Genomic DNA, 13351 nt, shown 5'->3' with positions numbered 1-13351 from the left:
GGCTCTTCGCTGCCGACACTCGGCCGTTTGGCATAAGCCGAAATGCATGGGGGCGAAGGACTTCAAGCGATTCGTGCGATTTGCCTATGCCATTCGGCCGAATGGCTTCACGTGCGCCGCCGCTGCATACTTGTTTCGAAGGCGGCGCGGCTTACTCGTCGGCGGGGCGATTGCGCACGCTGCCCGCGATCAGATCGAAGCGGAACAGACGGCATTCGAGCGCGCCATTGAAAAGCGGCGTTTTCGTCGACTCGCGCAGCCGCAGCATGCCCGGCAGTTTGCGGTCCGACGTGAGCACGTAGGCGCGCCAGCCGGGAAAGCGCTGCTTGAGCGCGTTACCGAAGTTGACGAAGAATTCCGTGTCGGCGGGATCGGGCTGCGCGCGGGCGAAGGCGTCGTCGTCTTCGCGGCGGGAGCGCGCCGTGTCGCGGATTTCGCCGCGCGGGCCGCGTCCGCGCACTTCGATCCGCTCGCCGTACGGCGGATTCGCGACGAGGATGCCGGGCGCGTCGGTCGGGGGCACCATGTTGCGGGCGTCGACCTGCTTGAGCGAGAGGCCGGAAACGCCCGCGCGGCTCAGGTTCGCGCGCGCTTTTTCGAGCATGTCGCCGGAGATGTCGCTGCCGAAGATATTCAGTTCGTTTTGGGCTGCGCGTGCGGCGCGGCGTTGTTCGAGCGCGGCCGTCTTGAGCTTTTGCCACATGCCGGGGTGGAACGGCTTGAGCTTTTCGAAGCCGAAGCGCCGCTCGCTGCCCGGCGCGATCTCGAGCGCCGTTTGGGCCGCTTCGGCGAGGAAGGTGCCGCTGCCGCACATCGGATCGAAGAGCGGCGTGCCGGGCGTCCAGCCCGTGAGGCGCAGAATGCCTGCGGCGAGATTCTCCCGCAGCGGCGCGGCGCCCTTGTCCATGCGCCAGCCGCGCTTGAAGAGCGGCTCGCCCGAGGTGTCGAGATAGAGCGTGCACTCGTTCATCGTGAGGAACGCGAACACGCGCACATCGGGCTGGGCGGTGTCGATGCTCGGACGAGCGCCAGCCACGTCGCGCAGACGGTCGCAGACGGCGTCCTTCACGCGCAAGGTCGTGAATTCGAGGCTTTTCACCGGCGATTTGATTGCCGTGAGATCGACGCGCATCGTCTGGCTCGGCGTGAACCATTGCTCCCAGCGCTGGCGATGCGTCAGTTCGTAGATGTCGTGCTCGTTGCGATACGGACCTTGCGCGACTTTTAAAAGCACGCGGCTCGCGATGCGCGAGTGCAGGTTCGCCGCCATGCCCGCGACCCAGCCGCCCCGGAAATGCACGCCGCCGGGCACTTGCGCGCCGACGACGAGCGATCCGCCACCCGACAGCGGCGCGCCTGACACATGCCGTTCACCGATCTCCGCAAGCTCGGCGGCGAGCGGCGCTTCGAGACCGCGCGGGCAGGGGACAAACCAGTCGAAGAGAGGGGAGGACATGTGGTGCTTTTCTGACGTTCAAAGGCGGTATTGTACGCGGGCGATCGAAACGAAAGCGCCAGCCTCTGTGAGAGCAGGCTGGCGCAGTTCGTTCGACGATCTCGATCGTGGCTATGCCATGACCGTCAATCCACCGCCTTCATCATCTCCTCGACGACCTTCTTCGCGTCCCCGAACACCATCATCGTCTTGTCCATATAGAACAGTTCGTTGTCGAGACCGGCATAACCCGCCGCCATCGACCGCTTGTTCACGATGATCGTCCGCGCCTTGTACGCTTCGAGAATCGGCATCCCGGCGATCGGTGACTTGGGATCGGTCTTCGCGGCGGGGTTCACCACATCGTTCGCCCCGAGCACCAGCACCACATCGGTCTGGCCGAACTCGCTGTTGATGTCCTCCATCTCCTGGACCATCTCGTAAGGCACTTCAGCCTCCGCGAGCAGCACGTTCATGTGCCCCGGCATGCGCCCCGCGACCGGGTGAATCGCGTACCGCACATCGATGCCTTTCTCGACGAGCTTGTCGGTCAGCTCCTTCAGCGCGTGCTGCGCGCGCGCTACGGCCAAACCGTAACCCGGCACGATCACCACGCTTTCGGCATTGCCGAGCATGAACGCGGCGTCATCGGCGGAACCGGATTTGACCGGGCGTTGCTCTGCCGAACCACCCGCCGTCGCACCGCCAGCCTCGCCGCCAAATCCGCCGAGAATCACGTTGAAGAACGAGCGGTTCATCGCCTTGCACATGATGTACGACAGAATCGCACCCGACGAACCCACGAGCGAGCCCGCGATAATCAGCATCGGATTGTTCAGCGAGAAGCCGATGCCCGCCGCCGCCCAGCCCGAGTACGAGTTCAGCATCGACACGACCACGGGCATGTCCGCGCCGCCGATTGGAATGATGATGAGCACGCCCAGCGCGAACGCAATGATCGTCATGATGATGAACGGCAGCCACGATTGCGTGATCATGAAGATCACACCGAAGCCGACCATTGCGATCGCGAGCAGCAGGTTGATCAGATGCTGTCCCGAATACACGACCGGCGCGCCCTGAAACAGCCGGAACTTGTACTTGCCCGACAGCTTGCCGAACGCGATGACCGAACCCGAGAACGTAATCGCACCGACGAATGTGCCGATAAACAACTCGACGCGATTGCCGTACGGAATCGGCTCACCGAGCGGCGCGAGACCGAACGCGGCCGGCTCCGCAACGACGCCATAGGCGATACACACCGCCGCGAGACCGATCAGCGAGTGCATGGCCGCGACGAGTTCAGGCATCTTCGTCATCTCGACTTTCGCCGCGATGTACGCGCCCGCGCCGCCGCCGACGATCAGCGCGACGAACAACAGCGACAAGCCCAGCGCCAGATTCGCTTCGAGGTAAGCCGCCTGCTTCACGATCAGCGCGAGCGTCGTGAGAATGGCGATCGCCATGCCCGCCATGCCGAACGTGTTGCCGATGCGCGCGGTCTTCGGATTGGACAAGCCCTTCAACGCCTGGATGAAGCACACCGAGGCGACGAGATAAAGGAGAGTAACGACGTTAAGGCTCATTTACGCACCCTCCTTGCTCGTAATCTTCTTGGGTTCTTTCTTCTTGAACATCTCGAGCATTCGCCTTGTGACGAGGAAGCCGCCGAACACGTTTACCGCCGCAAGCAGCACGGCGAGTGTGCCGAAGAACTTGCCCGCGACGCCGACGGTCAGGCCGACCGCGAGCATCGCGCCGACGATGACGATTGCCGAAATCGCATTGGTCACGGCCATCAGCGGCGTATGCAGCGCAGGCGTGACGTTCCACACGACGTGATAGCCCACATAGATGGCCAGCACGAAGATGATGAGGTTGATCACCGTATGATTGATGACGTCCATGGCTCGTCTCCGTGTTATGCCGTGGCGCGCGCCACTTGACCGTCGCGGCACTGGAGCGTGGCCGCGACGATGTCGTCCGCGAGATCGATGTTGAGCGTGCCTTCCTTCGTCAGAATCAGCTTCAGGAAGTCCAGGAGATTGCGGGCGTAGAGCGCGGAGGCATCGGCGCCGACCATCGAAGCGAGATTCGTGTGGCCGACGATATGCACGCCGTGCTTCATCACCACCTGATCGACTTCGGTGAGCGGGCAATTGCCGCCTTTCTTGCCTTCGTACTCGGGCCCGCGACCGGCGGCGAGATCGACGATCACGCTGCCAGGCTTCATGTGCTTCACGGTTTCGACGGAAATGAGCGTCGGCGCGGGACGGCCGGGAATCAGCGCCGTCGAGATGACGATGTCCGCCGCCTTTGCACGCTCGTGCACTTGTGCCGCCTGCCGCGCGAGCCAGCTTGGCGGCATCGGGCGCGCGTAGCCGCCGACGCCGACTGCGGCTTCGCGTTCCTCATCGGTTTCGAAGGGCACGTCGACGAACTTCCCGCCGAGCGATTCGATCTGCTCCTTCACGGCCGGACGCACATCGGAGGCTTCGACCACCGCGCCGAGACGCTTGGCCGTCGCAATCGCCTGCAAGCCCGCCACGCCCGCGCCGAGCACGAGCACGCGCGCCGCTTTCACGGTGCCGGCGGCGGTCATCAGCATCGGCATGAAGCGCTGGTAGTACTGGCAGGCCATCAGCACCGCCTTGTATCCGGCGATGTTCGCCTGCGACGAGAGCACGTCGAGGCTTTGCGCGCGCGTGGTACGCGGCGCGGCTTCGAGCGCGAACGCGGTCACGTTCGCGGACGCGAGACGTGCGGTGTTCTCCGTGTTGAAGGGATCGAGCATGCCGATGAGCACGGCGCCCGGTTTGAGCATCGCGAGTTCGCCTTCGCTCGGCGATTGCACCTTGAGGACGATTTCGGCGGAAAAGGCCGTGGCCGCATCGACGAGATCCGCGCCCGCCTGAGCGAACGCATCGTCGATATAACTTGCCGGCAAGCCCGCGCCGCTCTGGACAGAAACGCGATGTCCTTGCGTGACGAGCTTTTTGACCGTTTCGGGCGTGGCGGCGACGCGCGCCTCGTTCGCCCGCGTTTCAGCAGGCACTCCAATATGCATCTTCAATTCTCCTGTCTCTGTTGCCTTCTTCACCCGGGCAAGGCTTAGGAAGGCTTAAGGCTGAGTTTTTATTTCAAATGCTGGAACTTACGGCTATCGCAACTGTAACCGAAGAAATGCGCGCGCAAGAACCCGATCCGGCACTCGTTCCGTTTTGCCCACAGTCGGCGCTTACCCTTAGGGCGGATGCGCGTGATCTGTGCGGGGACGGTAAAATATCTCACCATGAAATCAGTTACTTGGGCCCCCCACGTTACGGTGGCTGCCATCATCGAGCGCGACGGGCGTTTTCTCGTCATCGAGGAGCACACCTCCGCAGGGCTGCGAATCAACCAACCGGCCGGTCATCTCGAAGCGGGCGAAACGCTCGTCGAGGCCGTGGTGCGCGAAACGCTGGAAGAAACCGCGCATCGCTTCGAACCGGAGGCGCTCGTCGGCACGTATATGACGCACTTCGAGCGGCCGGGCCGCGGCGTCACGTATCTACGATTTACGTTCTGCGGCAGGTCGTCGGGAGAAGAGTCCGGTCGTTCGCTCGACGCAGGCATCGTCCGCGCGATGTGGCTCACCGCCGACGAATTGCGGGCGTCCGCAAGCCAGCATCGGACGCCGCTCGTGATGCAGTGTGTCGACGATTATTTATCCGGGCGGCGTGTGCCGCTCGACTTCATTCATACGCATTCGGTCGCGCCGGTCGTGCGGAGCTGAGCTTTTTTTCCTATGAGCAAGCGAAGAGTAGTGGTAGGCATGTCGGGCGGCGTGGACTCGTCGGTGACGGCATGGCTTCTGAAGGAGCAGGGCTACGACGTGGTCGGCCTCTTCATGAAGAACTGGGAAGACGATGACGACGGCGAATACTGCTCGACCCGGCAAGACTGGATCGACGTGGTATCCGTGGCGGACCTGATCGGCATCGACGTCGAGGCGGTCAATTTCGCCGCGGAGTACAAGGACCGCGTGTTCGCGGAATTCCTTCGCGAATATTCGGCGGGCCGCACACCCAATCCCGACGTGCTCTGCAACGCCGAAATCAAGTTCAAGGCGTTCCTCGACCACGCGATGTCGCTGGGCGCGGAAAACATCGCGACGGGGCACTACGCGCGCGTGCGCGAGCAGGACGGCCTCTTCCAGTTGCTCAAGGCCACCGATTCGACCAAGGACCAGTCGTACTTCCTGCACCGGCTGAATCAGGCGCAATTGTCGAATACGCTGTTTCCGCTTGGCGAGATTCCGAAGACGAAAGTGCGCGAAATCGCCGCGCAGATCGGCCTGCCGAACGCGAAAAAGAAGGATTCGACGGGCATCTGTTTCATTGGCGAACGGCCGTTCCGCGAATTTCTGAATCGCTATCTGCCGACCAAACCCGGCCCGATGAAAACGGCCGAGGGCAAGGTCGTCGGCGAGCATATCGGGCTGGCGTTCTATACCTTCGGGCAGCGCAAGGGCATCGGCATCGGCGGGGCGAAGGACGGCAGCGGCGAGCCGTGGTTCGTCGCCGGCAAGGATATGGCGACGAACACACTCTACGTCGTGCAGGGGCACGATCATCCGTGGCTGCTGTCGCCGACGCTCGTCGCGGGCAACACGAGCTGGGTCGCGGGTTTCGCGCCGGAAGAGGGCGCAGCGTGTGGCGCGAAGACGCGCTATCGGCAACAGGATGCCGCGTGCCGTTTCGCGAATGCCGACGACGGCCGATTCGCGCTCCATTTCGACGACGCACAATGGGCCGTGACGCCGGGGCAATCCGCCGTGTTGTATCAAGGCGATGTGTGTCTGGGCGGCGGCATCATCGAGCGTGCGGCGGTGGGCGACGAGCCGGTGCAAGCCGCTGTCCTTTCCGCAGCGCGCTAGATTCCTCTGCGATTTCCGTCGAACGACGACGAGCCCTGCCTACGGTCAGGGCTTTTCTTTTTCCTATCAAGCCGATAAAAACTTTTTTGATACAAGTGCTTGACCATCTATCTAGTGATAGATAAATTACGCATATCGAATGCAGGGACAATCAGGGAAATGGACAGGAACACCGTACGCGAGGCGCTGCTGGACCACGCTCAGACGCTGTTGATGACGCGCGGCTACAACGGTTTCAGCTACCGTGACCTGTCCGAACTGGTGGGTGTGAAGACATCGAGCATTCACTATTACTTTCCGACCAAAGAAGACCTCGCGCTCGAAGCGGTGAACGCGTACAGCGCCGACGTGATGTCGTCGATATACGCGATCGACAGCTCTGCGCCGGCCGACAAGAAGCTCGATCGGTACACGAAGCTTTTCGGGCGGATCATCGGCGGGGGAAACCAGATTTGCCTGTGTGGCATGCTTGCGGCGGACATCGAATCGTTGCCCGAAAGGGTTCGGCACGCGGTGCAGTCGTTCTACAAGGCCAACGAGAACTGGCTGACTAAAGTGCTCGCGGAAGGCGAGGCGCAGGACACGCTCGATGCCGGCAAGAATCCTGAAGCCGCGGCGCGCACGCTGTACGCCGCATTCCAGGGCAGTCTCCTCGCTTGCCGCCTGTTTCAGACGCGTGCAAGGCTCGAAGAAGTCGCGAACGCCGTACGCCGGTAGATAACCCTGTGGATAACCTTGTGAAAATCGCGTGAATCGGCGTTCGAAAATCTATCTTTAAGTAGATAAATTTTGGTGGATAAAGCTGCGGATTTCCCGATCCGTGGTTCCGTCAGTCGGTTCGGCATCAGAACGCGTTCCCCGGAGCGGAAATGGTCCAGGTAGTTCGTGACATGTTTCAAATACGCTTCGTTATCTATCTAGTAGTAGATGTAAATCAATATCTAACTTGACTGAGAAAAGGAGTGCCTCGATGAAGAAGCTCAAAGCCGCCGCCATCGCCACCGCTGTTGCAACCGCCGTGTTGGCGCAGTCGGCCGCGCACGCGCAATCCTCTGCGCCCGTCCTCGAACCCGTGACGCAGCAGTTCATCGACGCTCTCGCCGCGAAGAACGTGCCGCCGATCTACACGCTCTCGCCCGCCGACGCGCGCAACGTGCTTGCCGGCGCTCAAGCGCAGCCGGTGAAAAAACAGGCGGCGAAGATCGAGGATCGCGTGATCGAAGCCGGACCGACCGGAAAAATCGCGCTGCGCATCGTGCGACCCGAGCACGCGAAGGGCGCGCTGCCGGTCGTCATGTACTTCCACGGCGGCGGCTGGGTGCTCGGCGATAAGAACACGCACGATCGCCTCGTGCGCGAAATCGCGAACGGTGCGCAGGCGGCGGTCGTGTTCGTCGATTACGACCGTTCACCGGAAACCAAATATCCGGTGCCGATCGAACAGGCGTACGCGGCGACGCGCTACGTCGCCGACCACGCGCGCGAATTCAACGTCGACGCGTCGCGCATGGCGGTGGCGGGCGATAGCGTCGGCGGCAACATGACGGCGGCCGTCACGCTGCTCGCGAAGGAACGCGGCGGACCGAAGCTGCGCGCGCAAGTGCTGTTCTATCCGGTGACGGACGCCAGTTTCGACGACGGCTCGTACACCCAGTTCGCCAACGGGCCGTGGCTCACGCGCGACGCGATGAAGTGGTTCTGGGACGCCTACGCGCCGGACGCCGCCGACCGCGCGAAGATCACGGCATCGCCGCTGCGCGCGAGCATCGATGAGCTGAAGGGATTGCCGCCCGCACTCGTTATCACCGATGAAAACGACGTGCTGCGCGACGAAGGCGAGGCTTATGCGCGCAAGCTGACGCAGGCCGGTGTACCGGTCACGTCGGTGCGCTACAACGGCACGATCCACGACTTCGTGATGCTCAACGCGCTGGCCGGGACCCCCGCGACGCGCGCGGCGATCGGCCAGGCGAACGCGACGCTGAAAGCCGCGCTGAAGAAGTAAGCGCGAGACGCTCCCGCCGCGTGCGGGAGCGCATCGTCTTGCGGCTCAGGCGGGCGCGGTATCGATGAACGACGGGCGCTGCGAAATGCGCGCGAAGTATTTGTCGAGATTCGGATGCGCGTCGCGCCAGTTCAGATCCGGCATGCGAAAGTCGAGATAGCCGAGCGCGCAGCCGCACGCGATGTCCGCGAGCGTGAAGCGGTTCGCAGAACACCATTGCTTCGAGCCGAGGCCACGCGCCATCGCGCGCAGGCCGTCTTCCACTTTGCGATGCTGACGCGCCGTCCACTTTTCGCTGCGATGCGCCTCTTCGCGCACCACGCCTTCGAGCCGGATCAGCACGGCGGCATCGAGCATGCCGTCGGCGAGCGCTTCCCAGCAACGTACCTCGGTGCGCTCGCGCCGCTCCTGCGGCAAAAGTTTGCCGACGGGCGTGAGCGTGTCCACGTACTCGCAGATGACGCGGGAATCGAACACCGCTTCGCCGTCGTCGAGAATGAGGCAGGGCACTTTGCCGAGCGGATTGTAATCGTGGATCTTCGAATCGGATGCCCAGACGTCCTCGAGCACCAGTTCGCAATCGATTTTCTTTTCCGCCATGACGATTCGTACCTTGCGGACGAATGGGCTGGGGTGCGAACCGATCAGTTTCATCATCTATTCTTCGCTGTTGATTCGGAATACAGGCGACGACGATCTTAACCGGGCGCGCACGAACCATCGGCAATTTAGAGATGGCGGCGGACGACAATGTCGCCTGCCCACAACATGAGACGCCGCGCCCGGCGCGATGCCGGGCGCGGCGTGGATCATGGCGCGCTGGCCGTCGTTGCCGCGCTTGCGACAGGACACGGCAGCATCGGCGCGGATGCGGGCTTCGTGACCGCGCCGCTCTTGCCCTTCGCGGGCGCGACGGGTGCGCTCGCCGTCGTGCGCGGCAGCGAGCCCAGGCTGCGCACGCCTGCGGAGATCGCCGACGCGAGTTCGTCGACGGCCTTGCGATGGCCCTCCACGAGCGCGTCGTAGCCCGAGCCCACGCGTTCCTGCGCGACGGTCCGGCAAGTCAGTACGGTGTCCGATCCGGCGGCGCGCACGCTCCACACCGCGTCGATCACGGCTTGCGAGCCGGGCCAGGATTCGAAGCGCTGCACGTTCACCTTCACGCGATAGACCGGCACCGCGTCCGGATGCGGCGTGCCGTACACATCGATCGCGCCCAGTTGCTGCGTGAGATCTGCCGACAGCGCGCGACGCACTTCGTCGCCGGGCAGCGATGCCCAGCGCTCTTCCTCCAGCACGCGCACCTGCGCGGGGCTCGTCTGCACCACCAACTGATTCTTCGCGACCTGCTGCGGCATGTCCACGGGCGCGAGCTCGAAATAGAACGAAGCCGGCGCGGACGATACGGGCCGCGCGTCGCTGCTGCCGAGCGTATAGAAACGGCTCGCCGGCGAAGCGCAGGCGGCGAGCACAGCCACCGCGCCCAAGGTCGATATCAACGAGCCGAACTTCATGGTTTGTCTCCCGATTTACCGCGCACGAGCGATTCCGGATGGCGCTCCAGATAATCCGCGAGCGAATTGAGCGATTGAAGCGTGCGTGTGAGCTCCTGCAACGCCTGATGCACGTCCGATTGCAGCGGCGAGTCCTGCTGCAGCGTCGATCGCGCTTCGCCGAAGGTGTTCTTCGCCTGCGTGAGCGTGTCCTTCATTTCCGGCATGACTTCCTTGTCGAGCCGGTCGAACAGTGCGTTCGCGTTCTTCAGCGAGCCGTTCAGGTTCGTGCCGATCTCATCGAACGGAATCTTGTCGATCTTGCGCGCGATATCCGCGATCTGCAGTTGCAGTTCGTCGAGCGTGTTCGGCACAGTGGGAAATTCGAGCGGATCCGCAGTGCCATTCACCTTGACCGTCGGCGCCTTCGGGAAGAAGTCGAGCGCGATATACAACTGGCTCGTCAGCAGGTTGCCGGTGCGCAACTGGCCGCGCAGGCCGCGATTCACGAGCAGTTGCAGCATGTCCTGGCTCGCCGGGGAACCTTGTTCCGGCAACACCTGCTTTGCGCGCTTGCCGAGCCGGTCCGGATAGAGATCGATCGTGACCGGCATCCTGAACGAACGCGATTTCGGATCGTATTGCACGCCGATGCCCGTCACCTGACCGAGCACGATGCCGCGGAAATCGACCGGCGCGCCGACCGAGAGCCCGCGCAGCGACTGATTGAAATTCATCACGACGTGCACGGCCTGGCCGTCGGGATCGCGCATCGCGTCGGCCTGATCGCCGGCGAGACGGAAAGTCGTATTGTTCTGCGCCTGTGGCCCGGACTGCTGGTTGGGTGGCGTCTGGAACGCGATGCCGCCGAGCACGACGGTCGCGAGCGATTGCGTGTTGAGCGTGAAGCCGCTCGAATCGAGCCGCAGATCGACGCCGCTCGCATGCCACCAGCGCGAATTGCTGCCGACGTACTGGTCGTAGGGCGCGTTGACGAACACCTGCAGCGTGACGCCGGTGCCGTCCTTGTCGAGCGAAAACCCGACAACCTGGCCCACCTGCACGCGCCGGTAATACACGGGCGAGCCGATATCGAGCGAGCCGAGCGATTCGCCATGCAGCGTGAAGGTGTGGCCCTTCTGGTCGCCAGTGACGCCGGGCGGCCCTTCGAGACCGACGAAATGCGTCTGGTCCTCGGTCGATTTGCCCGCATCGACGCCGATGTACGCACCGGACAGGAGCGTCGACAGACCGGTCACGCCGCTTGCGGCCACGCGCGGACGCACGACCCAGAAGCGCGTGTCCTTCACGGCGAAATCGGTGGCTTCCTTCGTGAGCAATACGTCGACGAGCACGCGCGAATGATCCTTCGACAACGTGATGGTCTTGACCGTGCCGATATCGACGTCCTTGAACTTCACCTTGGTCTTGCCGGGCTCGAGGCCTTCCGCCGAGACGAAGCTGATGGTGATGGTCGGTCCGCGGCTCGACACCGTCTTCACGACGAGAATCACGCCGATCAGCGCCGCGACGAGCGGAATGACCCATACGAGCGACGGCAGCCAGCGGCTGCGCGGTTCGATCACGGGTTCGGGGAGATTCGGCGGCAGTCCGCCGCCTTTGCCTTTATCGCCTGTGTCGCCGTTTCCGGACGGCGGCACGGGCTGCTTCGGGTCGTTCGGACCTTGGGCACTAGTCATATTTCTTTCCTGACGGTTCGATGTTGTCCCAGATGAGGCGCGGGTCGAATTGCATGGACGCGATCATCGTCAGCACGACGACCGACGCGAACGCGAGCGCGCCGGGGCCTGGCGTGATGACGGCGAGCGACTTGAAGCGCACCAGCGCGATGGTGAGCGTGATCACGAAGATATCGAGCATCGACCAGCGGCCGATGCCCTCGACGATGCGAAAGAGCGTCGTGCGCTGACGCGGCCGCCATTGCGAGCGCCACTGCACGCTGATGACGAGAAAGCTGAGCGTGACGAGCTTCAGCATCGGCACGAGAATGCTCGCGATGAAGATCACGGCGGCGAGCGGATAGTCGCCGTCGTTCCAGAAGAGCGCGACGCCGCTCATGATGGTGTCGTCCTCGGAACCGAGGATGGACGACGTATGCATGATCGGAAACAGATTCGCGGGGATATAGAGAATCGCCGCGCTGATGAGCAGCGCCCACGTGCGCGCGATGCTGTCGGGGTGGCGCCGGTGGACGACCGCGTCGCAGCGCGTGCAGCGCTGCTTCTCGATGGTGCGCGCGAGCGGCTGCACGAGCCCGCACGCGTGACAGGACACGAGTTGCGCGCGCGAGGCGGTCGTGTAGTTCGGCTGCGGCGCGTCAGCGTCCGCAGGCTGGTCGAAGGAGTCGCTCATTGTTTTTGCCTCGTGGCGGGGCGCATGCGCTCGGACTGTGTGCCGCCCACGGCCTTGCGCGGGCCGAGTCTGCCCGCGATGTCCCACAGCGCGCGCGGATCGAAACTCACGACGACCGCGAACATCAACGTGAGCGCGCCGAACGCGAAGAGCGCCGCCTCGGGAATCACGCGCGCGATGCTCACCATCTTCACGAGCGTGACGAGCACGCCGAGCATGAAGACTTCGATCATTCCCCACGGACGCACGAACTGAATCGCGCGCAGGACCGCATGCAGGCCCGGTGGAACGTAACCTGAGCGCAGCGGAATCAGCACGTAGAGCAGCGCGATCAGCTCGCACAGCGGGAAAAGAATCGTCGAGCAGAAGACGAGGACGGCCATGATTTCCATCTGCTCGTTCCACAGCGCGACGATCGCGCCGATGAGCGTGGTCTGCGACGTGAGACCGTTGGCATCCAGCTCGACGATGGGAAAGCCCTGCGCGATCACGAACGTGACGAGCGCGGCGAGCGTCATTGCGGAGATCTTGTCGAGGTTCGACGAGATGCTTCGATAGAGCAGCGATCCGCAGCGCGGACATTTCGCCGATGTGCGCCGAGGCAATGCACGTTTATGGAAGAGCGCGTCGCATTCGTGACACGCGATAAGTTCGTCCGGTTCGTTGGCGTTCATGGTCGAGGCCCGAGGCGTGTCGAGCGTATGTATCGGGCGCCGCGAGAACCGGCTCCGACGGAGCCTAGCAAGCAGCAGGCCAGCGCAAAGGGTAGCAGCATGTTATCAAATGGCGGGTTTGCGACCGATTAGGCAGGACGCTTCGTTACAGACGGAATGAAACCGCTTGCCCGCTCGTTAATACATCGATGCCGGAATGCCGTGCCGTTCACGCCGCCTCTTCGCGCTTCATCGACCGTTGCACGCGTGGAATAGTTCGTTGCATGCGCGGCACGTGAGTGCGCCGCAGGGCGGCCGGAAGCCCGCAGAGCCGCGCCGGGCGTGGCTCTGCGATCTTGCGAGTGTCGCTTTGCGCGCGCTGGCAATTCGTTATCGTTGAGGTAGCATGGCGGCCTTGGATACTTGTCATCGGCTGATGACAAGCCAGGAAACCATCGAACACATTGGGTG

General features: G+C 63.2%; 13 protein-coding genes. 4 read left to right on the top strand and 9 right to left on the bottom strand.

Going from position 1 to position 13351, the window contains the following annotated elements; translation table 11 throughout:
- Positions 1 to 151: 151 nt before the first annotated feature.
- The 4 genes from AWB74_RS17530 to AWB74_RS17515 all read right to left on the bottom strand — a co-directional run bounded on the left by AWB74_RS17530 (position 152) and on the right by AWB74_RS17515 (position 4505).
- Positions 152 to 1456, bottom strand: coding sequence for a THUMP domain-containing class I SAM-dependent RNA methyltransferase (locus tag AWB74_RS17530; protein WP_061147998.1), 1305 nt, complete (start codon positions 1454 to 1456; stop codon positions 152 to 154).
- Between the two features lie 125 nt (positions 1457 to 1581).
- Positions 1582 to 3024 carry an NAD(P)(+) transhydrogenase (Re/Si-specific) subunit beta gene (locus AWB74_RS17525; protein ID WP_061147997.1) on the bottom strand — a complete coding sequence of 481 codons (1443 nt, stop codon included), beginning with the start codon at positions 3022 to 3024 and terminating at the stop codon, positions 1582 to 1584.
- Complete coding sequence (locus AWB74_RS17520) at positions 3025 to 3345, bottom strand: NAD(P) transhydrogenase subunit alpha (RefSeq protein WP_061147996.1); 321 nt, start codon at positions 3343 to 3345, stop codon at positions 3025 to 3027. It lies immediately after the preceding gene.
- Between the two features lie 14 nt (positions 3346 to 3359).
- Positions 3360 to 4505 (bottom strand): Re/Si-specific NAD(P)(+) transhydrogenase subunit alpha, encoded by a 1146-nt coding sequence (locus AWB74_RS17515; protein ID WP_061147995.1) that lies wholly within the window; start codon positions 4503 to 4505, stop codon positions 3360 to 3362.
- Between the two features lie 225 nt (positions 4506 to 4730).
- Here AWB74_RS17515 and AWB74_RS17510 point away from each other — a divergent pair, with 225 nt between their 5' ends.
- From AWB74_RS17510 to AWB74_RS17495, 4 genes are all read left to right on the top strand, one after another.
- Positions 4731 to 5213, top strand: coding sequence for an NUDIX hydrolase (locus AWB74_RS17510; RefSeq protein WP_061148043.1), 483 nt, complete (start codon positions 4731 to 4733; stop codon positions 5211 to 5213).
- Positions 5214 to 5225: 12 nt separating this feature from the next.
- Positions 5226 to 6356, top strand: a complete 1131-nt coding sequence (gene mnmA / locus AWB74_RS17505; protein WP_061147994.1) for a tRNA 2-thiouridine(34) synthase MnmA — start codon at positions 5226 to 5228, stop codon at positions 6354 to 6356.
- A gap of 159 nt (positions 6357 to 6515) precedes the next feature.
- Positions 6516 to 7073 (top strand): TetR/AcrR family transcriptional regulator, encoded by a 558-nt coding sequence (locus tag AWB74_RS17500; protein ID WP_061147993.1) that lies wholly within the window; start codon positions 6516 to 6518, stop codon positions 7071 to 7073.
- Positions 7074 to 7326: 253 nt separating this feature from the next.
- The gene (locus AWB74_RS17495) at positions 7327 to 8361 is read left to right on the top strand and encodes an alpha/beta hydrolase (RefSeq protein WP_061147992.1); all 1035 of its coding nucleotides are present in this window, start codon (positions 7327 to 7329) and stop codon (positions 8359 to 8361) included.
- Positions 8362 to 8406: 45 nt separating this feature from the next.
- Here AWB74_RS17495 and AWB74_RS17490 read toward each other — a convergent pair whose 3' ends face one another.
- The 5 genes from AWB74_RS17490 to AWB74_RS17470 form a co-directional block, all read right to left on the bottom strand.
- Positions 8407 to 9018, bottom strand: a complete 612-nt coding sequence (locus AWB74_RS17490) for a glutathione S-transferase family protein (RefSeq protein ID WP_200821987.1) — start codon at positions 9016 to 9018, stop codon at positions 8407 to 8409.
- Positions 9019 to 9170: 152 nt separating this feature from the next.
- Positions 9171 to 9875: a PqiC family protein gene (locus tag AWB74_RS17485; protein ID WP_061147991.1), complete on the bottom strand. Its 705-nt coding sequence runs from the start codon at positions 9873 to 9875 to the stop codon at positions 9171 to 9173.
- The gene (locus AWB74_RS17480) at positions 9872 to 11554 is read right to left on the bottom strand and encodes a PqiB family protein (RefSeq protein WP_235024609.1); all 1683 of its coding nucleotides are present in this window, start codon (positions 11552 to 11554) and stop codon (positions 9872 to 9874) included. The genes AWB74_RS17485 and AWB74_RS17480 overlap by 4 nt, the downstream gene beginning before the upstream one ends.
- On the bottom strand, positions 11547 to 12227 hold the full coding sequence (locus tag AWB74_RS17475; protein WP_061147990.1) for a paraquat-inducible protein A: 681 nt from the start codon (positions 12225 to 12227) through the stop codon (positions 11547 to 11549). The genes AWB74_RS17480 and AWB74_RS17475 overlap by 8 nt, the downstream gene beginning before the upstream one ends.
- A complete protein-coding gene (locus AWB74_RS17470; protein ID WP_061147989.1) occupies positions 12224 to 12901 on the bottom strand; it encodes a paraquat-inducible protein A in 678 nt (225 codons plus the stop codon). The genes AWB74_RS17475 and AWB74_RS17470 overlap by 4 nt, the downstream gene beginning before the upstream one ends.
- Positions 12902 to 13351: the final 450 nt, after the last annotated feature.

The organism is Caballeronia arvi (assembly GCF_001544695.2).
Lineage (GTDB): Bacteria > Pseudomonadota > Gammaproteobacteria > Burkholderiales > Burkholderiaceae > Caballeronia > Caballeronia arvi.
Note: the sequence above shows the minus strand (reverse complement) of the source record. Positions and strands in the feature narration are given on the sequence as shown.